This window comes from Micrococcus sp. KRD096 (assembly GCF_017168495.1).
Lineage (GTDB): Bacteria > Actinomycetota > Actinomycetes > Actinomycetales > Micrococcaceae > Micrococcus > Micrococcus luteus.
This window is the reverse complement of the sequence record NZ_JABFAY010000004.1, coordinates 26,937-48,744: the sequence shown is the minus strand read 5'-3', so window position 1 is coordinate 48,744 and position 21,808 is coordinate 26,937. Positions and strand designations below refer to the sequence as shown.

16 protein-coding genes are annotated in these 21,808 nt (G+C 75.3%); 12 read left to right on the top strand and 4 right to left on the bottom strand.

Annotation, left to right across the window (positions count from 1 at the left end; genetic code table 11):
- The 5 genes from gmk to J1M41_RS12205 all read left to right on the top strand — a co-directional run.
- A partial coding sequence (gene gmk / locus J1M41_RS02475) for a guanylate kinase (RefSeq protein ID WP_342214055.1) occupies positions 1–613 on the top strand: 613 nt, incomplete at its 5' end.
- Between the two features lie 66 nt (positions 614–679).
- Positions 680–1,120, top strand: coding sequence for a DNA-directed RNA polymerase subunit omega (gene rpoZ, locus J1M41_RS12300; protein WP_010078603.1), 441 nt, complete (start codon positions 680–682; stop codon positions 1,118–1,120).
- 7 nt (positions 1,121–1,127) lie between these two features.
- Positions 1,128–2,414: a bifunctional phosphopantothenoylcysteine decarboxylase/phosphopantothenate--cysteine ligase CoaBC gene (gene coaBC, locus J1M41_RS02465; protein ID WP_036336594.1), complete on the top strand. Its 1,287-nt coding sequence runs from the start codon at positions 1,128–1,130 to the stop codon at positions 2,412–2,414.
- A 15-nt stretch (positions 2,415–2,429) separates the two neighbouring features.
- Positions 2,430–3,692, top strand: a complete 1,263-nt coding sequence (gene metK / locus J1M41_RS02460; protein ID WP_010078605.1) for a methionine adenosyltransferase — start codon at positions 2,430–2,432, stop codon at positions 3,690–3,692.
- Positions 3,693–3,705: 13 nt separating this feature from the next.
- Positions 3,706–5,868 carry a primosomal protein N' gene (locus tag J1M41_RS12205; protein ID WP_342214058.1) on the top strand — a complete coding sequence of 721 codons (2,163 nt, stop codon included), beginning with the start codon at positions 3,706–3,708 and terminating at the stop codon, positions 5,866–5,868.
- A 66-nt stretch (positions 5,869–5,934) separates the two neighbouring features.
- Here the strand turns inward: J1M41_RS12205 and J1M41_RS02450 are convergent, their stop codons facing one another.
- A complete protein-coding gene (locus J1M41_RS02450) occupies positions 5,935–6,990 on the bottom strand; it encodes an alpha/beta fold hydrolase (RefSeq protein ID WP_036336590.1) in 1,056 nt (351 codons plus the stop codon).
- A gap of 254 nt (positions 6,991–7,244) precedes the next feature.
- Between J1M41_RS02450 and J1M41_RS02445 the strand changes: the two genes are divergently transcribed.
- The 5 genes from J1M41_RS02445 (at position 7,245) to holA (ending at position 16,824) form a co-directional block, all read left to right on the top strand.
- Positions 7,245–8,570, top strand: a complete 1,326-nt coding sequence (locus tag J1M41_RS02445) for a membrane protein (protein ID WP_036336588.1) — start codon at positions 7,245–7,247, stop codon at positions 8,568–8,570.
- Between the two features lie 157 nt (positions 8,571–8,727).
- Entirely contained in the window at positions 8,728–11,235 is a 2,508-nt protein-coding gene (gene leuS, locus J1M41_RS02440) for a leucine--tRNA ligase (RefSeq protein WP_206451075.1), read from the top strand.
- A gap of 46 nt (positions 11,236–11,281) precedes the next feature.
- Complete coding sequence (locus J1M41_RS02435) at positions 11,282–12,256, top strand: DegV family protein (protein WP_041103719.1); 975 nt, start codon at positions 11,282–11,284, stop codon at positions 12,254–12,256.
- Positions 12,257–12,385: 129 nt separating this feature from the next.
- Entirely contained in the window at positions 12,386–13,243 is an 858-nt protein-coding gene (locus tag J1M41_RS02430) for a ComEA family DNA-binding protein (RefSeq protein WP_206451074.1), read from the top strand.
- A gap of 29 nt (positions 13,244–13,272) precedes the next feature.
- Entirely contained in the window at positions 13,273–16,824 is a 3,552-nt protein-coding gene (holA, locus tag J1M41_RS11985; RefSeq protein ID WP_342214054.1) for a DNA polymerase III subunit delta, read from the top strand.
- A gap of 102 nt (positions 16,825–16,926) precedes the next feature.
- Here holA and rpsT read toward each other — a convergent pair whose 3' ends face one another.
- Together rpsT and J1M41_RS02410 are read right to left on the bottom strand one after the other, a co-directional pair.
- The gene (gene rpsT / locus J1M41_RS02415) at positions 16,927–17,193 is read right to left on the bottom strand and encodes a 30S ribosomal protein S20 (protein ID WP_002854699.1); all 267 of its coding nucleotides are present in this window, start codon (positions 17,191–17,193) and stop codon (positions 16,927–16,929) included.
- 195 nt (positions 17,194–17,388) lie between these two features.
- Entirely contained in the window at positions 17,389–18,051 is a 663-nt protein-coding gene (locus tag J1M41_RS02410; protein WP_206451072.1) for a type II toxin-antitoxin system PemK/MazF family toxin, read from the bottom strand.
- A gap of 111 nt (positions 18,052–18,162) precedes the next feature.
- Between J1M41_RS02410 and lepA the strand changes: the two genes are divergently transcribed.
- Together lepA and hemW are read left to right on the top strand one after the other, a co-directional pair.
- Positions 18,163–20,022, top strand: a complete 1,860-nt coding sequence (gene lepA, locus J1M41_RS02405) for a translation elongation factor 4 (RefSeq protein WP_010078615.1) — start codon at positions 18,163–18,165, stop codon at positions 20,020–20,022.
- Positions 20,023–21,303 (top strand): radical SAM family heme chaperone HemW, encoded by a 1,281-nt coding sequence (gene hemW, locus J1M41_RS02400; RefSeq protein WP_206451071.1) that lies wholly within the window; start codon positions 20,023–20,025, stop codon positions 21,301–21,303.
- 15 nt (positions 21,304–21,318) lie between these two features.
- Here hemW and J1M41_RS12200 read toward each other — a convergent pair whose 3' ends face one another.
- Positions 21,319–21,738 carry a DUF4870 domain-containing protein gene (locus tag J1M41_RS12200; RefSeq protein ID WP_002854682.1) on the bottom strand — a complete coding sequence of 140 codons (420 nt, stop codon included), beginning with the start codon at positions 21,736–21,738 and terminating at the stop codon, positions 21,319–21,321.
- Positions 21,739–21,808: the final 70 nt, after the last annotated feature.

Here is a 21,808-nt window from a genome sequence, read left to right as displayed (position 1 = left end):
CCCGGTGGCCCGCACCGCCGTCCAGGAACGCCCCCCGGGCCCGGGCGTCACCGTCCTGGCCGGCCCCACCGCCGTCGGCAAGGGCACCGTGTCGGCCTATGTCCGCGAGCACTACCCCGAGGCCTGGCTGTCCGTCTCCGCCACCACCCGCCCGGCGCGCCCGGGCGAGGAGGACGGGGTGCACTACTACTTCACGACGCCGGAGGAGTTCGACTCCCTCGTCGAGGCGGACGAGATGCTGGAATGGGCCGTCGTGCACGGCGTCCACCGCTACGGCACGCGGCGCGACCGCGTGATGGAGGCCGTGGCGCAGGGCCGCCACGTCCTGCTGGAGATCGACCTGCAGGGCGCGCGCCAGGTCCGCCGTGCGCTGCCGGAGGCCACCTTCGTGTTCCTGGCGCCGCCGAGCTGGGAGGAACTCGTGTCCCGGCTGCTCGGCCGCGGCACCGAGAGCCCGGAGGAACAGCGCCGCCGGCTCGAAACGGCTAGACTGGAACTCGCCGCGGAACCCGAGTTCGACGCCGTCGTCGTGAACGACCGCGTGGAGCGGGCCGCCGAGGAACTGGTGAGACTCATGGGGCTGGACCCCGAGCGCCGTCCGACCGAGGCCTGAGGACCGGCCGCACCGACGCCGCACCCGGCGCCGACGTGACAGTGAGATGAAGACTTTGGAGACCCCGTGACCGAACAGTACGAAGGCATCGTCAACCCGCCCATCGACTCCCTGCTGGAGCGGGTCGACTCGAAGTACGCCCTGGTGCTCTTCGCCGCCAAGCGGGCCCGGCAGATCAACGCCTACTACTCGCAGCTGCACGAGGGGCTGTTCGAGTACGTCGGCCCGCTCGTGGACACCCAGCTGAACGAGAAGCCGCTGTCCATCGCCCTGCGCGAGATCGAGGCCGACCTGCTCGTGTCCCGCGAGGCCGTCGAGGCCACCCCGGAGGCCGACCTGGCCGCCGAGGACTTCGGCGACTTCTCCCTGCCGGGCGAGGACGACCCGTTCGCCACCCTCGAGTCGGCCGACGCCCACCAGCCGATGGGCGATCCCGCCGCCATCGAGGAGGCCGCCGAGACGGTGCGCGCCGAGGAGGGCACCTCCGAGGACGCCCCGGAGGCCTGAGCCCGTCATGGAGATCGTCCTCGGGGTCGGCGGCGGCATCGCGGCCTACAAGGCGGCGCTGCTGCTGCGCCTGATGACCGAGGCCGGCCACGGCGTGACCGTGGTGCCCACCGCCAACGCCCTCGAGTTCGTGGGCGCGGCGACGTGGGAGGCCCTCTCCGGTCGCCCGGTCCGCACGGACACGTTCGAGGCGGTCGACGAGGTGAACCACGTCCGGCTCGGCCGGCGTGCGGACCTCGTGGTGGTCGCGCCGGCCACCGCCGATCTGCTCGCGCGCACCGCCGCGGGGATGGCGCCCGACCTGCTGGGCAACGTGCTGCTCACCGCCACGTGCCCCGTCGTCCTGGCCCCCGCCATGCACACCGAGATGTGGCACCACCCCGCCACGGTCGCCAACGTCGCCCTCCTGCGCGAGCGCGGCGTCACGGTCGTGGACCCCGCCGTGGGCCGGCTCACCGGGGCCGACTCCGGCGCCGGGCGGCTGCCCGAGCCCGCCGAGATCTGGGAGCGTGCGCAGGCCGCCGCGGCCGCGGGCGCCCCGCGCCGTCCCCGGGCCTCCGGGTCCGACGCCGAGCCGACACCCGGCCCGCTGGCCGGTCGCACCGTGGTGATCACGGCCGGGGGCACCCGCGAGGCGCTGGACCCGGTCCGCTACCTGGGGAACCGCTCCTCCGGCAAGCAGGGGGCCGCCCTGGCGCGCGCCGCCCTCGAGGCCGGCGCCACCGTGCGGTTCGTCGCCGGGTCCATGTCCGTCCCGACGCCCGAGGGCGTCGAGCGCGTCGTGCCCGTGGAGTCCACGCAGGACCTGCTCGAGGCCGTGCTGGCGGAGGCCGCCGACGCCGACGTCCTCGTGATGGCGGCGGCCGTCGCGGACTTCCGACCGGCCGAGGTCTCCGACGCCAAGATGAAGAAGGGCGACGACGGCGGCGCGCCCGTCATCGTGCTCGAGCGCACCCCGGACGTGCTCGCCACGGCCGTGCGGACCCGCTCCGAGGGCGGGCCCATGGCCCCGCTCATCGTCGGCTTCGCCGCGGAGACCGGCGACGCGACGTCCTCCGTGCTCGAGTACGGCCGGGCCAAACTGGCGCGCAAGGGCTGCGAGATGCTCGTGGTCAACGAGGTCGGCACGGACAAGGTGTTCGGCCGGGACGAGACCGCCGTGACCATCCTGTTCGCCGACGGCCGCCCCGCCGTGGAGACCGTGGGCTCCAAGGACCAGGCGGCGGCCGCCGTCGTGCAGGCGATCGCGGATGACCTCGCCGGTCGCGACCCCGCCGGCGCGTCGGGCCGCTGACCTAGACTGTGCGGCATGACCGATGCCGCCTCGCTGAGCCCCGCCCGCCACGCCGACCCGTATTCGGGGGTGGGCGGCGGAGAGCTCCGCCTCTTCACCTCCGAGTCCGTCACGGCGGGCCACCCCGACAAGATCTGCGACCAGATCTCCGACGCCATCCTGGACGCGATCCTCGCCGCCGACCCGTCGGCGAAGGTGGCCGTGGAGACCCTGACCACCACCGGCCTGGTGCAGGTGGCCGGCGAGGTGAACACCTCGGCGTACGTGGAGATCCCCAAGATCGTGCGCGAGACCATCCTGGACATCGGCTACGACTCCTCGGCCAACGGCTTCGACGGCGCCCAGTGCGGCGTGAACATCTCCATCGGCCAGCAGTCCTCGGACATCTTCGCCGGCGTCTCCCGGTCCCTCGAGGCCCGCGAGTACGGCTCGGCGGACGAGGTGGACGAGCAGGGCGCGGGGGACCAGGGCATCATGTTCGGCTACGCCACGGACGAGACCCCGGCGTACATGCCCATGCCCATCTACCTCGCGCACCGGCTCTCCGAGCGGCTCACCGCGGTGCGCCGGGCGGAGAACACGCCCATGCCGTACCTGCTGCCGGACGGCAAGACGCAGGTCACCATCGGCTACGCGCCCGGCCACGTGCCCACCACGGTCGAGGCCGTGGTGGTCTCCACGCAGCATCACGAGTGGGTCACGCAGGAGCAGCTGCGGGCGGACGTGGAGGAGCACGTGATCCGGCCCGTCATCGAGCGCTCCGGCCTCGACACCTCCGGCATGCGGATCATCATCAACCCGGGCGGCAAGTTCGTCATCGGCGGCCCCGTGGGCGACGCCGGCCTCACCGGTCGCAAGATCATCGTGGACACCTACGGTGGCATGGCCCGGCACGGCGGCGGCGCCTTCTCCGGCAAGGACCCGTCCAAGGTGGACCGCTCCGCCGCCTACATGCTCCGCTGGGTCGCGAAGAACGTGGTGGCCGCCGGCCTCGCCTCGCGCGCCGAGTTCCAGGTGGCCTACGCGATCGGCTCGGCCCGGCCCGTGGGCCTGTACGTGGACACCTTCGGGACGGCCACGGTGCCGGAGGAGAAGATCATCGAGGCCGTGAACGCGGTGTTCGACCTGCGTCCGGCCGCCATCGTGAAGGAGCTGAACCTCCTGCGGCCCATCTACCGACGGACCGCCGCGAACGGCCACTTCGGCCGGGACGACGCCGACTTCACGTGGGAGCGCACGGACCGCGTCGAGCAGCTGCGCGCTGCCGCCGGCCTCTGATCCGGAGGCGGGCATCACGGACGCGCTGTTCGCCCTCCCGGAGCCGGAGGACGCGCCCCGACTGCCGGAGCGGGCCGAGGGGTGGCCGGAGCGGCCGATCGCCCGCGTCCTGCTGGACTCGCCCGTGCCGCACCTGGACCGCGAGTTCGACTATCTCGTGCCCGTGGCCCTGGACGACCGGGCGGTCCCCGGCTCCCGCGTATCCGTCCGCTTCGGCGGACGGGCCATGACGGGCTGGCTCGTCTCGCGGGAGCAGGAGCCGGCCACCGGCGCCCAGCTCACCGAGCTCACCGGCGTGCTCACCGCCATCCCGCCGCTGACGGAGGAGGTCCTGGCGACGGCTCGCGCGGTGGCCCGCCGCCAGGCCGGCGTCGTCACGGACGTGCTGCGGGCCGCGGTGCCCCCGCGCGTTGCGCAGGTCGAGAAGGCCGCCCTGGCGGAGGACGCGGAAACCGCCGCGGACCACCCTGTGACGGTGACCGGCACGGACGCCGAGCGCCCGGAGCCTCCCGCGGCGGAGGAGGGCCTCGTGCCCACGGTGTGGGAGTCCCTCGAGGGGGGCACCGCGTTCGTGTCCGCCGTGCTGGCCGGGGACGCCGCGCGGGCGGCCGCCGTCGTGCCCTCGCGCCTGTTCGAATGGGACGAGGCGGGCGCGCTGGCCGCTCTGGCGCGCACGGTGGCCGCCTCGGACGGCGGCGTCCTGCTGCTGGTGCCCGACCACCGCGACCTCGACCGGCTCTGCGCCGCCCTCGACGAGCACGTGGGGGAGGACGCCTACGCGCGGATCGGCTCCGAGGACGGCAACACGCCCCGGTACCGCGCCCACCTGGCCGCGCTGCGCGGCACCCGGCGCATCGTGGCCGGCACCCGGGCCGCCGTGTGGTCGCCCGTGCGCGACCTGAGGCTGGTGGTGCTCTGGGACGACGGCGACGACGCGTGGGCAGAACCCCGCGCGCCCTACTTCCACGCCCGAGAGGTCGTGTTGGAGCGGGCCCGCGCGACCGGCGCGGCGCTGCTCTTCGCCGGGCCCTCCCGGTCCGTCCCGGTGCAACGGCTCGTCGAGTCGGGCTGGCTGCTGCACCTGGGCCCCTCCCGCGCGACCCAGCGCGAGCTCGGGCCACGGGTCGTCTCCACCGCCGACGCCTGGGAGACGGCGCGCGACCCGTTCGCGCAGCGGGCGCGGCTGCCGCAGGCCGCCTGGGCCGCCGCCCGCGCCGCGCTGCTCGGGCCACGGCCGGGCCCGGTGCTCGTGCAGGTGGCCCGGGCCGGCTTCATCCCCGCCCTCGTGTGCGAACGGTGCCGCACGCCCGCCCGCTGCCGCGTCTGCGCGGGGCCGCTGGGCTTCCGCGACGCGCGGGCCGCCCGGCACGGGGAGGTGGCCTGCCGGTGGTGCGGCACCCGGGAGCGCGGCTTCCGGTGCACCGAGTGCGGCGGCACGACGCTGCGGGCCGGCGCCCGCGGCGTGGACCGCACGGCCGAGGAGCTGGGCCGGGCGTTCCCGCGCGTGCCCGTGCACGCCTCCTCGGCGCAGCACATGCTCGGCTCGGTGCCGCCCGGGCCCTCCCTGGTGGTGGCGACCGTGGGGGCCGAGCCGGCGACGCCCGACGGCTACGCGGCCGCCCTGCTGCTCGACGGGGACAGCCAGCTCCAGCGCGAGGGCCTCGACGTGCCGGGCCGCGTGCTCGCCCGCTGGCTCGCGGCCGCCTGCCTGGTCCGCCCCGCCTCCGACGGGGGCGTCGTGGTGGTCACCGCGGACGCGGGGGAGGCGGTGAACGCGCTCGTCCGACGGGACCCCGACGGCTTCGCCGCGCGCCAGGTCGCCGAGCGGCGCGAGCTGCACCTGCCTCCCGCCGGCCGCCTCGCAGAGGTCACGGGGGAGGCCGCCGCCGTCGCGGAGTACCTCGAGCTCGTGGAGGCCGCCCGCCGGGAACGGCCGGACGAGGACGTCCACGAGGATCCGCACTCGGCCCCGCTCGATGGCGGCCCGGCGCGGCTGCCCTGGATTGGGCCGGTGCCGGACCCCGCCGACGAGACCCGCTCCCGCGCCCTGCTGATCTTCCCCTACGCGGCGGCCGAGGCCACCGTCGGCGCCCTGCGCGCCGCCCGGTCCGCAGCGAGCGCTCGGCGGGAGACCGCCCCGGTGCGGGTGCGGCTCGACCCGGCCGGGGTGCTCTGAGGGGGCGGCCGGACCGACCCGCAGCCCGAGGGGCCGGAGCGCGGCGACGCCGGGGCGATGACGGCGTCAGCGGCCGGCGCGGCGGAGCCAGTCGCGGATCAACGCCGCACAGGCGGCCGGCCGCTCGTAGTGCAGCAGATGCCCGACGCCGTCGAGGACGTGCAGCTCCGCCGTGCCGCCCGCGTCGTCGATCGCCGCGGCGAGCGCCTCCTGTGCCGGCACCGAGCCCAGCGGATCCTCCCGCCCCGCGACCAGCAGCACCGGCAGGCTGAGGCGGGCGGCGACGTCGGCCACGGAGCCCGTGCTCGAGGCGCGGTACGCCTCGGAGAGCATGCGTGCGGAGGCGAAGTCCGAGAAGTGGCGCCGGTGCTGGTCATGGGTGTACGCGAGGACATCCCTGTCCCTGGTGCGGGTCATGGCGAGCGTGGTCACCCACACGACCGGCGGCGCGCCCAGCAGCAGCCGCGCCGGGCGCTCGGGCAGGCGGGCGGCGACCTCGTAGTACCCCTCGGCGACGGCCGCCAGCACCCGACTCGACACGGACGCCGACGCCTCCAGCGCGGGTTCGGCGATGGGGTTGAGCAGGACCAGCCGTCCCCACCGGGACGGGTCCCGCGCGACCAGCTCGGCCGCCACCGTCGTCCCGTAGGAGTGCGCGACCAGCACGGGGGTCGCCCGCAGACCCAGGGCGGCGACGACGGTGGCCACCGCGTCCGCGTGATGGGCCACGGTGTGCTCGGCGTGGGGGAAGGGCTCCGAAGCCCCGAAGCCGGGCAGCTCTATCGAGTGGATCGGATGCTCCGGGAGCGCGTCGGCCAGCAGGGCGAGGCCGTGGTGGTCCCCGCGGAAGCCGTGCACGAACACGAGCGGGGCAGCGGCCGCGTCCCCCTCGGGTGCGCCGGGCGATCCCGGCGCGGCCACCGGAACGGGGGTGTACTCCCACACGGCCACGGACGACCGGATCCCGCTGACGGGGTCCGGGACGGCCAGGGTGTGCCGGCGGGGCGTCCGGGCCGGGTGGCCCGTGAGCACGCGGGGATCGGCGGGCGCCGCGGGCGGGCGCAGCAGATCGCGCAGGCGGACGGGCGGGCCCGGGGCGGCGGACGGCGTCGGGACAGGCACGTCCCCACCCTAGCCAGGCCTTCGACCGCCGACGCCGTGGCGCCTCGTCTCCGCTGGACGCGGGGACGGGGTCGATCGCGACCGCGGCGTGCCAGCGGGAGGGCGGCCTTGGGGTGGGCCTGAGGCCACGCTGCCCGGAACCCGGCGACGCCTGGTCCTGGCCACGATGGCGCGCGCGTGCCTACCGTACTCCGGCCCGTCCTCGGTCCCGGGGCCCGCACGGGCGCACCCCGTCCCCCACGAAAGGCCCATGCGTGCAGCACCCCGTCGCGCTCAGATCCCTGAAGATCGCCCTCGCCTTCGTCGGCCTGCTCGTCGGCGCCGGCTTCGCCACCGGCGCCGAAGTCATCCAGTACTTCGTGGGCTTCGGCTGGATCGGCGTCGTGGGCGCGGGACTGGCCGGCCTGCTCGTCACCGCCGGCGGCGCCGTCATCCTCCAGCTGGGCAGCGTGTTCCTCGCGGCCGACCACAAGGTCGTCTTCCGCAGCGTCTCGCACCCCGTGATGGCCCGGATCCTGGACGTCGTGGTGACGGTGACGCTCTTCGCGATCGGCGTCGTCATGCTCGCCGGGGCGGGCTCGACGCTCGCCCAGCAGTTCGGCTGGCCGACGTGGGCGGGCTCCACCCTGATGACCCTGCTCGTGCTCGTGACGGGCATGCTGGACGTGGAGAAGGTCTCCGCGATCATCTCCCTGATCACGCCCCTGGTGGTCGTCGCGGTCGTGGCCGGGTTCGTCCACGTCCTGGTCACCCGCGACGGCGGCTTCACCGCCCACGAGTCCCTCGCCGTCCAGGCCACCACGCCGGTGGACCCGTGGTGGCTGTCCTCGGTCAACTACTTCGGCCTCGTCGTCGTGATGGCCGTGTCCATGTGCCTCGTGATCGGCGGGTCCATCACCCACCCCCGGGAGGCGTTCCTCGGCGGCCTCACCGGTGGCCTGATGTACACCGCCCTGCTCCTGATGGCCTCCACGCTGCTCTACCTCGGCTACGCCGAGATCGGCCGCGCCGACGTCCCCATGCTGCGGCTGTTCGCCTCGATCGCGCCCTGGCTGGGCTGGGCGATGGTCGTGGTGATCTACCTGATGATCTTCAACACCGCGATCGGCATGTTCTACGCGCTGGGACGCCGCCTCACGGCCGACCGCCCGGGCCGCTACCGGCCCGTGTTCGCCGGCGTCACGCTGCTGGCCTTCGCGGTGAGCTTCGTCGGCTTCGGCGACCTGATGAACGTCGTCTACCCGGCGCTGGGCCACCTGGGGATCGTGCTCGCGCTCGTGCTCCTCGTCTGGTGGCTCACCCACCGCCGGCAGATCTCCGCCGAGTCGGGGCTGCGTCTGCGCCTGCTCGCGCTGCTCCGCCTGCGTGAGCATCCGGAGAAGACCTTCACGGCCCAGCACGCAGTGCAGCTGCAGGAGGCGGTCGGGGACTCCGTGGCGGCCCCGGACGCGGTGACGGAGGCCCTCGAGGACGAGGTCGCCCAGGTGCTCGAGGAGGACGACGCGCTCACCTCCGGAGGGGCGCGCCCCGGTCCCGACGCCGGGCCCGAGCGTCCGGCAGGCGGCAGCCACTCCGCCTGAAACCGCGTGCCCGGCCGGGCACGGCGTCTCGGAGCGGCCCTGCGGCCGGGCCGGGGCGCCGTCGCTGTAGGATGGGGTGGCCGGCCGTGCCGCCGGCCCCGTCCGCGCCGCCCGAGGGCCGGCGCCCCATCCCGACTGCGTGAGGACTCGAACCGCCGTGAGCCAGACCCCCGACAGCGCCGTGCCGGCCACCCCCAGCATCCCCGCCGACGCGGAGTACTCGTTCCGTGACGTGGAGGCCCGCTGGGCCGGGTACTGGGAGCAGGCCGGGACGTTCGCCCCGCGCGAGGACGGCTCCGAGACCCGCACCGTGGTCGACATGTTCCCGTACCCGTCGGGCGACCTGCACATGGGGCACGCCGAGGCGTTCGCGATGGGCGACGTCGTCGCGCGCCACTGGATGCAGCGCGGCTTCGACGTGCTGCACCCCATCGGCTGGGACTCCTTCGGCCTGCCGGCCGAGAACGCCGCCATCAAGCGCGACGCCCACCCGGCCGAGTGGACCTACGCGAACATCGAGACGCAGAAGCGCTCCTTCCAGCGGTACGGCATCGCCGTGGACTGGTCCCGTGAGCTGCACACCTCGGACCCCGAGTACTACCGGTGGACCCAGTGGCTGTTCCAGCAGCTGTACCGCAAGGGCCTGGCGTACCGGAAGGACTCCCCGGTCAACTGGTGCCCCCAGGACCAGACGGTGCTCGCCAACGAGCAGGTCGTGGACGGCCGCTGCGAGCGCTGCGGAACCGAGGTCACCAAGCGGACCCTGAACCAGTGGTACTTCCGCATCACCGAGTACGCGGACGCGCTGCTGGACGACATGGACCAGCTCACCGGCCACTGGCCCGAGCGCGTGCTCGCCATGCAGCGCAACTGGATCGGCCGCTCCGAGGGCGCCCACGTCGACTTCCAGGTCGAGGACGGCCCCGTCGTCACGGTCTTCACCACCCGGCCGGACACGCTGCACGGCGCGACCTTCATGGTGGTCGCCGCCGACGCGCCGCTGGCCGCCGAGCTCGCCGGCGACGACGTGCGGGCCGAACTCGAGGCGTACCGGGAGGACCTGAAGAAGGTCTCGGACATCGACCGCCAGGCCACGGACCGCCCGAAGAGCGGCGTGTTCCTGGGCCGCCACGCCGTGAACCCGCTGACCGGTGAGCGCCTGCCTATCTGGGCCTCGGACTACGTGCTGGCCGACTACGGCACGGGCGCCATCATGGCCGTGCCGGCCCACGACCAGCGCGACCTCGACTTCGCCCGCGCCATGGGCCTGCCCGTGCGCACCGTGCTGGACACCGGCGAGGAGGACCCGGCCGTCTCCGGCGTCGCGACGACCGGCGAGGGCATCCTGGTGAACTCCGGGGAGCTCGACGGCCTGGACAAGACCGCGGCCATCGCGCGGGCCATCGAGATCGTGCAGGAGCGCGGCACCGGCCGGGGCACCACCACGTACCGGCTGCGCGACTGGCTGCTCTCCCGTCAGCGCTTCTGGGGCACCCCGATCCCCGTGGTCCACTGCCCGGACTGCGGCGAGGTGCTCGTGCCGGAGGACCAGCTGCCGGTCACCCTGCCGACCGACCTCAAGGGCGAGCAGCTCGCCCCCAAGGGCCAGTCGCCCCTGGCCGCGGCGACGTCGTGGGTCGAGGTGGACTGCCCGCAGTGCGGCGGCCCCGCGCGACGGGACACCGACACCATGGACACGTTCGTGGACTCGTCCTGGTACATGCTCCGCTACGCGTCCCCGAACGACGACGCCCGCGTCTTCGACCCCGAGGCCCTGCGCCGCTGGCTGCCCGTGGACCAGTACGTGGGCGGCGTGGAGCACGCGATCCTGCACCTGCTGTACGCCCGCTTCTTCACCAAGGCCCTGCACGACCTCGGCCTGGTGCCCTTCACCGAGCCGTTCCGCGCCCTGCTCAACCAGGGCCAGGTGCTCAACGGCGGCAAGGCCATGTCCAAGTCGCTGGGCAACGGCGTGGACCTGGGCGACCAGCTGGACGAGTTCGGCGTCGACGCCGTGCGCCTGACCATGGTGTTCGCCTCGCCGCCCGAGGACGACGTGGACTGGGCCGACGTCGCCCCGGGGGCGGCCGGCAAGTTCCTGGCCCGCGCGTGGCGCCTGGCCCGTGACGTCCGCGCGACGGGCACCCCGGCCGGCACGGACCCGGCGGGCGGGGCCGTGGCCCTGCGCCGGGTGACGCACCGGACCGTGCACGAGGCACAGCAGCTGCTGGACGACGGCAAGTTCAACGTGGTCGTCGCCAAGACGATGGAGCTGGTCAACGCGGCCCGCAAGGAGATCGACGCGGGCGCCGGCGCGGCCGACCCCGCCGTCCGCGAGGCCGCCGAGGCCGTGGCCGTGCTGCTCTCCCTCGTGGCGCCGTACACGGCCGAGGACATGTGGGTCCTCCTGGGCCACGAGCCCTCCGTGGTCCGCGCCGGCTGGCCCGCGGTGGACGAGGCGCTGCTGGTCGAGGACACCGTCACGGCCGTCGTCCAGGTCAAGGGCAAGGTCCGCGACACCCTCGAGGTGCCCGCGGACGTCACCGCCGAGGACCTCGAGGCGCGCGCCCGCGCGTCGCAGAAGGTGCGGAACTTCATCGGGGACGCCGAGATCGTCAAGGTGATCGTGCGCGAGCCCAAGCTCGTGAACCTGGTGATCCGCTGACCGCGTGAGACCGGCCCCGACCGGGCCGGGGGATAGGAGGCAGGCCGTGGCGAGCATCGAGCAGTGGCGCGACGACGCGCTCGTCCGCCTGCGCTCCCGCCGCTCCCAGCTGGCCGGGCGGGCACGCTACGGGCTGCGCCCGCCCCGCCGGGACCGCACGGCCGTCGTCACGGACTCGGCCGCGGCCCTGCCCGGCGCCGTCCTCGGACACGGTCTGGCCGCCGGGATCCGCCAGGTGGCGCTGCCCGTCATGGTGGGCGAGCAGATCCACACGGAGGGCACGGACGAGCTCGCGCTGGAGCTGCCGCTGGCCCTGGCCGCCGGCACCCCGGTGCGCACCTCGCGGCCCTCGCCGGGCGCGTTCCGGACGGCCTACGCCGAGCTGGCCCGCGCCGGCTACGCACGCATCCTCTCCGTCCACCTGTCCGGCGAGCTCTCCGGCACCGTGGAGGCCGCGCGCCTGGCCGCCGCGGACGCCGAGCGCCCGGTGACCGTGGTGGACTCGCGCACCGTGGGCTTCGCGCTGGGCATGGCCGTGGTGGACGCCGCCGTGGACGCGGGGGTGGGCATGCCCGTGGCCCGCATCCGCGAGCGGCTCGAGGCCACCGTGGACTCCAGCCACGTGCTGTTCACGGTGCCCAGCCTCGAGCAGCTGCGCCGGGGCGGGCGGATCGGCGGGCTGGCCTCGCTGCTGGGCACGCTGCTGCAGGTGCGCCCCGTCATGGCCGTCGACGACGGCGCGATCGGCCTGGTCGACCGCCCGCGGTCCGCGGCCCGGGCCGTCGACCGGCTCGTGGAGCTCGCGACCGAGCGGGCCGGCGGGGACCCGGTGCGGATCGCCGTGCACGAGTACGGCGACCCCGAGACGGCCGTGCAGCTCGCGGAGCGGCTCCAGCCGGTCTCCACCACCCCCGTGCCCGTCGTCGAGCTGCCCGCCGTGCTCGCCGCGCACCTGGGCCTGGGCGCCCTGGGTGTGGTGATCTGCCCGCTGGAATCGCCCACGGGGGGCTCGGGGGACTGAGGCCGCCCGTGCGGGAGCGCCGAGGAGACGGGCGCGTCCGTTCCTGCACACCGCCCTGGAGCGCGGTGGTGATCCCCAGGCCGGGTGCGGGACGCGCCCGGCTCAGACGCGGGGACGCAGACTGCCCGCATGAGCCCCAGCCACCGCCTCTGCGACGATCCGCCCGCCTTCGCCCCGGACCCCGCGCCCGCGGCCGTCCCCGACGTCGACACAGCCGGCCCGCACGCCGCGTCCCGGTGGGAGCGCACCCCGCCTCGGGGCCCGGTGCTGCGGTGGCGGCCGGCCCTGCTGGCGGTCACGGTGCTGCTCGTCGCCGCCGCGGCCTGGTGGGCGGTGGCCTGGTTGACCACCCCGGCGCCGCCTTCGGCGATCCCGGCGGCCGCGGCCGGGGCGGGCATCCCGCAGACCGACGCTCCCTCCACCGCCCCGTCGGCGGCGGGCACCGACGCGCGGACGCCGGAGGCGGGGCCGTCGGGGGAGACGTCCGGCCCCGCCGGGTCCACCCCGCTGCGGGTGCACGTGGTGGGCGAGGTCGCCCGGCCGGGTGTGGTCAGCCTCGCGCCGGGCTCCCGGGTGGCCGACGCCGTGCGCGCCGCCGGCGGCACGACCCGGCACGCCCGGGCGGAGCGCATCAACCTCGCGGCCCCGCTGGACGACGGCCAACAGGTCCTCGTCCCCTCCGCCCACACGCCGCAGGACGCCCTGGACCGGGTGGCCGGGGCCGCGCAGGCGCAGCCCACGCCGACCACGGGCGGGGCCGGTGCCGGAGGCGAGCCGGGCGGCGCTGAGTCCGGCGACACCGTGGACCTGAACACCGCCGACGCCACGGAGCTGCAGACCCTGCCCGGCGTCGGCCCCGCCACGGCGGAGAAGATCATCGCCCACCGCGAGACGGTCGGCCCGTTCACCGGCCTGCAGGACCTGGACGCGGTGCCCGGCATCGGCCCGGCCACGCTCGACCGGCTGCGTGACCACGTCTCGTGGTGAGCCCGGCCCCGGGTCCGTCCAGCGATCCCGTGGACCGCCGCGCCCGCCACCGCGAGGTGCCCGGCCCGCTCGACGCCCGGTGGGTGCCCGCCCTGCTCGCCTGCCTGACCCTCGGGATCCTCGGCGTCGGCTGGGACGCCCCGGCCCGCTCGGCGGCGGCCCTCACCGGGTTGGCCGTCGCCGCGGCCGCCGTCCTGGGGGCCACCCGCTCGACCGGTCGGATACGGGGCGTGGCCACCGCGACGGCGCTGGCCGGCGTGGCCGCGGCCCTGATGCTGCAGCACTCGGCCGGGCCCGCCGCCGCGGCCGAGGGCAGCGGCTGGACCGGCGCGGTGCACGCCGGCTCGCCGCTGCGGCTCGAGCTGACCCTGGACGGGCCCGCCACCCGGAGCGAGGCGACCTTCGGCCCGCGCTGGAGCGTTCCCGTGCGGGTCGAGACGTTCGGTCACCCGCCACGGGCCCCCGAGGCCGCCGTGACGGCCCGACTCACGGGCGGGGGCCCACCGCCCGCGACGATCGCCGCGCCGTCGGACGGGACGGCGGCCCCCGGCGGCGGGCCGGGATCGCGGGTGTGCGTGGTGGCCCGGCCGTCGAGGTCCGGTTCCACCGTGTTCCTGGCCGCCGCGGCCGTCCCGCAGCCGGGTCCCTGCCCCGGCGGGGCGGAGACGGCAGGCGGGGCCACCGGCGGCGACCCGGGCCCGCCGCGGCGGGAGGCGCTGCGCGCCGCATTCCGTCAGTCCGCGGAGGGTACGGTCGGCGCGGCGCCGGAGCTCATCCCGGGGCTGGTGCTGGGCGACCGCTCCGCCCAGGGGGCCGCCCTCGACGACGCCATGAAGGCCTCGGGCCTGTCGCACCTGTCTGCCGTGTCCGGGGCCAACGTGGCCATGATCCTCGGCGCGGTCGCGATCACCCTGCGCTGCGCGCGGGTGCACCGGGCGGTGGTCCTCAGCGCCGGGCTGGCGGTCCTCGGGGTGTTCGTGGTCGTGGTGGGGCCGGAGCCGTCCGTGCTCCGGGCAGCCGTGATGGGCGCTCTCGGAGCCCTCGCGGTGTTCTTCGGCCGCGCGCGGCAGGCGTTCGGACTCCTGACGGTGGGCGGCACGGCCCTGCTCGTCGCGGTGCCGGCCCTCGCCGTGGAACCGGCCTTCCACCTCTCCCTGGCGGCGACCGCGGGCATCGTCCTGGGCGGCGCGCCCCTCGACCGTGCGCTGCACGCCGGGCTCGGCCGGGTGCTGCCCGACGTCGTGGCGCGGTGGCTCTCGGCGTCGCTCGCGGTGACCGTGGCCGCCCACCTGGCCTGCCAGCCGATCATCCTGGCCATGACGGGCGAGGTGTCGGCCTACGCGGTGCCGGCCAATCTGCTGGCCGCCCCGGCCGTGCCGCCCGTGACCGTCCTGGGCACCCTCGCCGCGGCCCTCGCCCTGCCCGCGCCGGGGATCGCCGCCGCCCTCGTGGCCGTGATCCAGTGGCCCGCGGCCTGGATCGGGTGGGTCGCCCACACCAGCGCCTCCCTGCCCGGGGCGCTGCGTCCGTGGCCGGCCGGGGCCCTCGGTGCCGGGCTGGGCGTCCTGCTGGTGGCCGCGACGCTCCTCGGATTCGCCGCCGTGCTCCTGCTCGAACGACGCCGGGCCGCCCCGGTGCGGCGTGTCGGCCGCAGCGCGCCGCGGACCCGCGAGCGCCTCCCCGCCCTGGTCGTGCTCGCCGCCGCGCTGGCCGCGGCCACCACGGGTGCGGTCGGGGCGGTCCTCGTGCCGCGGGCCTCGGGCGCGGCCCCGCCGGACTGGGCGGTGGCGTTCTGCGACGTCGGCCAGGGGGACATGGCCGTGTTCCGGTCCGGCCCGCACGCGGGGGTCGTCGTCGACGTCGGGCCCGAGCCGGGGCTCGCTCGTCGCTGCCTCGACGACCTCGACGTCGACCGGGTGGACGCCGTGCTGCTCACCCACCTGCACGCCGACCACGCCGGGGGACTGGCCGGCGTTGTCGACCGCGCCTCCCCCGGGGCGGTGCACTACGCGACCCGGGACGCACCGGGGCCTGGCTCTTATAACCGCTCCGCACCGGCGCGACGGGCACGGCCGGGCCGGTGCGGTGGCACGTGCTGCTCGCCGACGCGCGGGCCCCCGAGGAGAACGACGCCTCCGCCCAGGTGCTGGTCACCGTCGAGAGCGAGGCCGGTCCGGTCACGACGCTGGTCACCGGCGACATGGAGGAGGACGCCTCCGCGGCGTGGGTCGCGGGGCGCCGGTCCGATGCCGCCGCACCGCCGCACGTGGACGTGCTCAAGGTCGCCCACCACGGCGCGCGCAACGGTGGGACGGCCGTGCCGCGCGCCGTCGGCGCCCGCCTGCACGTGGTCTCCGTGGGCGCCGACAACCCGTACGGACACCCCCACCGGGCCACGGTGGACGCGCTCGGCCGCCTCGGGCCGGTGGCCCGCACGGACCTGCACGGCACGCTGGCCCTCACGGCTGCGGACGGCCCCGACCCCGACGGCGCGCCCGAGATCGCGGCTCACACCGTCCGCCCGCCCTCGAGCGTCCGCACCGGACCCTAGGATGGGACGCATGTCCGCCGCCCGCAGCCCCCGTTCCGGCCGAGCCGGCCGCACCGACCCGCTGGCCTGGCGGCGAGCCGAGCCCGCCCCGCTCATGCTCCTCAAGGGGCCCGAGGACCATGCCGCCCGCTGGGTGACGGACCGCGTGACCCAGGCTCTGCGCGAGCGCCACGGCCAGCTGGAGATCCACCGGCTCCGCGCGGGGGAGTACCAGCCCGGCCAGCTGGCCACCGCGGCCAGCCCGTCCCTCTTCGCCGAGCCCACCCTCATCACGGTCGAGGGCCTCGAGGCCATGAACGACGCGTTCCTCGAGGACGCCCTGCGCCTCGTCCAGCAGGGCCCGGGCGCGGAGGACGTCACGCTCGTGCTGCGCCACACCGGCGGCAACCGCGGCAAGAGGCTGCTGGACGCCGTCGCCCAGGCCGGCACGGTGGTCGAATGCGTGCCGCTGAAGAAGGACGAGGAGCGGCTGGCCTTCGTGCAGGCCGAGTTCCGCGACCGGCGTCGGCGCATCGACGAGGAGGCGGCCCGCGCGCTCATCCGCGCCACCGGCGCCTCGCTCACGGAGCTCGCGGCCGCGTGCGCCCAGCTCGTCGACGACACCGAGGGCGTCGTCACCGTCGAGACCGTGGACACGTACTACAGCGGCCGCGTGGAGGCCACGAGCTTCGCGGTGGCCGACGCGGCGCTCGAGGGGCAGGCGGCGAGGGCCGTGTCCCTCGTGCGGCACGCGATGGCCACCGGCGTGCACCCGGTGATGATCACCGCGGCGCTCGCGCTCAAGGCGCGGCAGGTGGCACGGATGATCGACGCCCGCCGGCCCGCCGCCGAGCTGCCGTCCCTGCTCGGGGTGGCCCCGTTCCAGGTGCGCTACATCCAGCAGGCGGCGCGGCACTGGACGGCGGCCGGCATCGCGCAGGCCGTGGAGTGGATCGCCCAGGCCGACGCCGAGGCCAAGGGCGCCTCCCGCAACCCGGAGTTCGCCGTCGAGCGCGCGGTCATCCGCGTGGCCACCGCCGTCAGCCGCTGACGGCGCCGCCGGACGGCACGCGACGGGGGCTGCCCGGACACGACGCGGCCCCCGCACCGATCGCTCGGGGCGGGGGCCGCGGTCACAGCCGGGGGGCGTGGATCAGCCGAGGAGGGCCTTCACGCGGGCGGCGATGCCGGACTTGCGGTTCGCGGCCTGGTTCTTGTGGATGACGCCCTTCGAAGCGGCCTTGTCCAGCTTGCGGGAGGCGGTGCGCAGCGCGGCGGCGGCGGCCTCGGCCTCGCCGGCGGCGACGGCCTTGTCCACGGCGCGGATGGCGGTCTTCAGCTCGGACTTCACCGCGACGTTGCGCTGGCGCGCCTTCTCGTTGGTGAGGATGCGCTTCTTCTGGGACTTGATGTTAGCCAAATCGGGTCCTTCGTCGTCGGCGGCGCGGACGAGGGTCCGGGCGCCGCATGAACAGGGGGTCGTGGAGGGTGCCCGGATCCGTGGACTGAGCGGCGTGGGGAACACCGATGATGACCCGTTCCGGGGGTGCCCGTCGACCGGCGGACACAATGCGGACGATCCTACCACCCAGACCCTGCGATCCGCGCGGCGGACTCAGCGCCCCCGCCGCCGGGCGCGGGCCAGCGCGGCCGTGACCCGGTCGAAGGCCGCCCGGTCCAGGACGCCGCCCTCCCGGCGCACCGCGGCCGGATCCACGCGGACCACCCGGTCCAGCTTCGCCTCCGAGGCGCGGCCGGACCGGTCCCAGGCGCCCGCGCCCACGTCCACGTAGTCCTCGTCCCGGGCCCGGGCGTTGTTCCGGTCCCGGCTGGTCAGCATGAGCCCGAGCAGGTGCGCCCCGTCCCGGCCGATCAGGAGCACGGGGCGGTCCTTGCCTCGGCCGTCCATCTCCTCGTACGGCACCCAGGTCCACACGACCTCGCCCGGCCCGGCCGTCGGCCCGGGCACGGGCGCGTACTCGACGCGGACGGTCCCGGTGAAGTCCGGCAGGGACGCGTGGCGGCCGGCGTCCTGTCGCCGGGGCCGGCGCTCCTGCCCGGGCCCGGGCATCGGCCACGAGTCGGTGGGCTCCGTGGGGTCCCACGCGGGCCCGGGAGGCCCGGGCGGGCCCGGAAAGGGCGACGGGCCGCTCCGGTCGCCGGCCCGTCGACCGGCCTCGGAGGCGGCTCGACGCGGCCGGGCGTCGTCGCGGAGGGCGCCGATCAGGCGTGCCGTCCGGCGGCCGAGGGACAGGGCGCGATGCAGGTCGAAGGCCATGGGCGTGAATCTAGTGGACGCGCGGGCCCGGCGTCCGGGTCGGGTCGGCGGCGGGACATGACAGACTAGGCGGTCAGAGTCCCGTCCCCGTCACCCGTAGAGGAAGTGCCCGTGTCGCCCCTGGCGTCGAACCCCCCGGTGCCCGCTGCCACCGACCCCTCGGTGATCCGCAACTTCTGCATCATCGCCCACATCGACCACGGCAAGTCCACGCTGGCGGACCGCATGCTGCAGGCCACCGGCGTCGTGCAGCCCCGCGACATGAAGGCCCAGTACCTGGACCGCATGGACATCGAGCGTGAGCGCGGCATCACCATCAAGTCCCAGGCCGTGCGCATGCCCTGGTCCGTGGACGGGGTGGACTACGCCCTGAACATGATCGACACCCCCGGGCACGTGGACTTCACCTACGAGGTCTCCCGCTCGCTGGCCGCGTGTGAGGGCGCGATCCTGCTGGTGGACGCCGCCCAGGGCATCGAGGCCCAGACCCTGGCGAACCTCTACCTCGCCATGGAGCACGAGCTGGAGATCATCCCCGTGCTCAACAAGATCGACCTGCCCGCCGCGGATCCGGACCGCTACGCGGCCGAGCTGGCCTCCCTGATCGGCTGCGAGCCCGAGGACGTGCTGCGCGTCTCCGGCAAGACGGGCGTCGGCGTCGAGGAGCTGCTGGACCGCGTGGTCCGCGCCATCCCCGGCCCGGAGGGGGACGCGGACGCCCCGGCCCGCGCGATGATCTTCGACTCCGTGTACGACACCTACCGGGGCGTCGTCACGTACGTGCGCGTCGTGGACGGCCGGCTCTCCCCGCGGGAGAAGGTCCGCATGATGTCCACGGGCACCACCTACGAGCTCCTCGAGATCGGCGTCTCCTCCCCGGAGCCCGTGCCCACCAAGGGCCTGGCCGCGGGCGAGGTGGGCTACCTCATCACCGGCGTGAAGGACGTGCGTCAGTCCAAGGTGGGCGACACGGTCACCAACCACGCCCACCCGGCGGAGCAGTCCCTGGGTGGCTACGAGGACCCCAAGCCCATGGTGTTCTCGGGTCTGTACCCCATCGACGGCTCGGACTATCCCGTGCTGCGTGACGCCCTGGACAAGCTCAAGCTCAACGACGCCGCGCTCGTCTACGAGCCGGAGACCTCGGTCGCGCTGGGCTTCGGCTTCCGCGTCGGCTTCCTCGGTCTGCTGCATCTGGAGATCGTGCGCGAGCGCCTCGAGCGCGAGTTCGACCTCGACCTCATCTCCACCGCGCCCAACGTGGTCTACGAGGTCACCCGGGAGGACCGTGAGGTCGTCACCGTGACCAACCCCTCCGAGTTCCCCGAGGGCAAGATCCTCGAGGTGCGCGAGCCCATGGCCTCGGCCACGATCATCGTGCCGGCCGAGTTCATCGGCGCCGTCATGGAGCTGTGCCAGGCCAAGCGCGGCAATCTCAAGGGCATGGACTACCTCTCCGAGGAACGCGTGGAGATCCGCTACTGGATCCCGCTGGCCGAGATCGTGTTCGACTTCTTCGACCAGCTCAAGTCCCGCACCAAGGGGTACGCCTCGCTGGACTGGAAGGCCGACGGCGACCAGGTCGCCGACCTCGTCAAGGTGGACATCCTGCTCCAGGGCGAACAGGTGGACGCGTTCTCCTCGATCACCCACAGGGACAACGCCTACGCGTACGGCGTGATGATGACGGGCAAGCTCAAGGAGCTGATCCCGCGCCAGCAGTACGAGGTGCCGATCCAGGCCGCCATCGGCTCGCGCATCATCGCCCGCGAGAACATCCGCGCGATCCGCAAGGACGTGCTCTCCAAGTGCTACGGCGGCGACATCTCCCGCAAGCGCAAGCTGCTCGAGAAGCAGAAGGAGGGCAAGAAGCGCATGAAGATGGTCGGCCGGGTGGAGGTCCCGCAGGAGGCCTTCATCGCCGCCCTGTCCTCGGACGGCGCCGGCGCCGACCAGGCGGCGAAGAAGTAAGTGCCCGCCCTGCCCCTCGGCGAGCCCGTCCCCGACGACGGCCGGCTGCCGGCCGACGTCGGGCAGCGGGTGCGCGCGGCCGCCCGCGACGGCGCGGCGCGCACCTTCAGCCTGTACGTCCACGTGCCGTTCTGCACGGTGCGCTGCGGCTACTGCGACTTCAACACGTACACGGCCGTCGACCTCGGCCCCGGCGCGGGTCGCGGCGACTACTGGGAGTCGGCGGTCGCGGAGCTGGACTTCGCCGCGGACGTGCTCGCGTCCTCGGACGTGCCCGCCCGCCCGCTGCACACGGTGTTCTTCGGCGGCGGCACGCCCACGCTCCTGCCGGCCGCGGACCTCGTGCGCATCCTCCAGGCGGCGGTGGACCGGTTCGGGATCGCGCCCGGCGCGGAGGTGACCACCGAGGCCAACCCGGACACGATCACCCCGGAGTACGCCCGCCAGCTCGCGGCCGGCGGCTTCACCCGTCTCTCCCTGGGCATGCAGTCCGCGATGCCGCACGTGCTCGCCACGCTCGAGCGCACCCATCGGCCCGAGTCCGTCCCCGCCGCCGTCGCCGCGGCCCGCGAGGCCGGCCTGGAGGTGTCCCTGGACCTGATCTACGGGACCGCGGGGGAGTCCCTCGCCGACTGGCGGGCCACGCTCGAGGCCGCAGTCGTCCTGGCCCCGGACCACGTGAGCGCGTACTCGCTGATCGTGGAGGAGGGCACCAAGCTCGGGGCCCAGGTGGCCCGCGGCGAGGTGGCGGACGTGGACCCCGACGACCAGGCGGACAAGTACCTGCTCGCCGAGGAGCTGCTCGGCGCCGCCGGCTACCGCTGGTACGAGGTGTCCAACTGGGCGCGCGACCCGCAGGGCTCCGGCGTCCACCGTGCGCGGCACAACGTGGCGTACTGGGAGGACCAGGACTGGTGGGGGATCGGCCCGGGTGCGCACTCGCACCTCGCCGGGGTCCGGTTCTGGAACGCCAAGCACCCCGCCGCCTACGCGCAGCGGCTGGCCACAGGGGTCACCCCCGCCGTCGGCCGCGAGCGGCCCGACGCCGACGCGCGGCGCCTCGAGCGCATCATGCTCGCGGTGCGCACGGTGGGCGGGCTTCCGACCGCGGAGCTCGTCTCGGAGACGCCGGGGGAGGCCGCGCGGATCCGTGGGGCGATCGCCGAACTCATCGCCGCGGGCCTGCTGGACGGGCGCGCCGCCGTCGACGGGCGCATCGTCCCCACGCTCGAGGGGCGGCTGCGCAACGACGCGATCGTCCGGGCGCTGGCCGGCTTCTGACCGGCCGGCCCCGGGTCAGCGCAGGATGCGCAGGTTGAACGGGTACCGGAACGGACGGCCCTTGGACACGTGCGAGGCGCCCATCACGCCGTAGACCGCCATGGCGGCCCACGTGAGCGCGCCGAGGATCGCGAAGATCGGGCCGACCACCGGCAGCAGGGACAGGAAGAAGAACAGGAGCGTGATGAGCGTGGGCGGCCCGGAGAAGTTCAGGGCCTCGCGCGACTCCTGCGAGGTGAACGGGCCGCGGTCGCGGTAGAGCAGCCACACGACCAGCGGGCCGAGCACGCCGAACGCCAGACTGAGGTGGGCCAGCGCCGCGCGGTCACGGTCCTGCTTCGCCGTGAGCGGGGCGCCGCGGCCGCCGGCCGAGACGAGCCAGGCGGGCGGGCCGTGGCCGGTGCGGCCGGCGTCGGGCTGCGCGCGGGTGTTCACGAGGGGCTCCTCCTGGATCGCGGGACCCGCGCGCCGGGGACCGGGCGCAGGGCATGGGCCAGCATAGCGC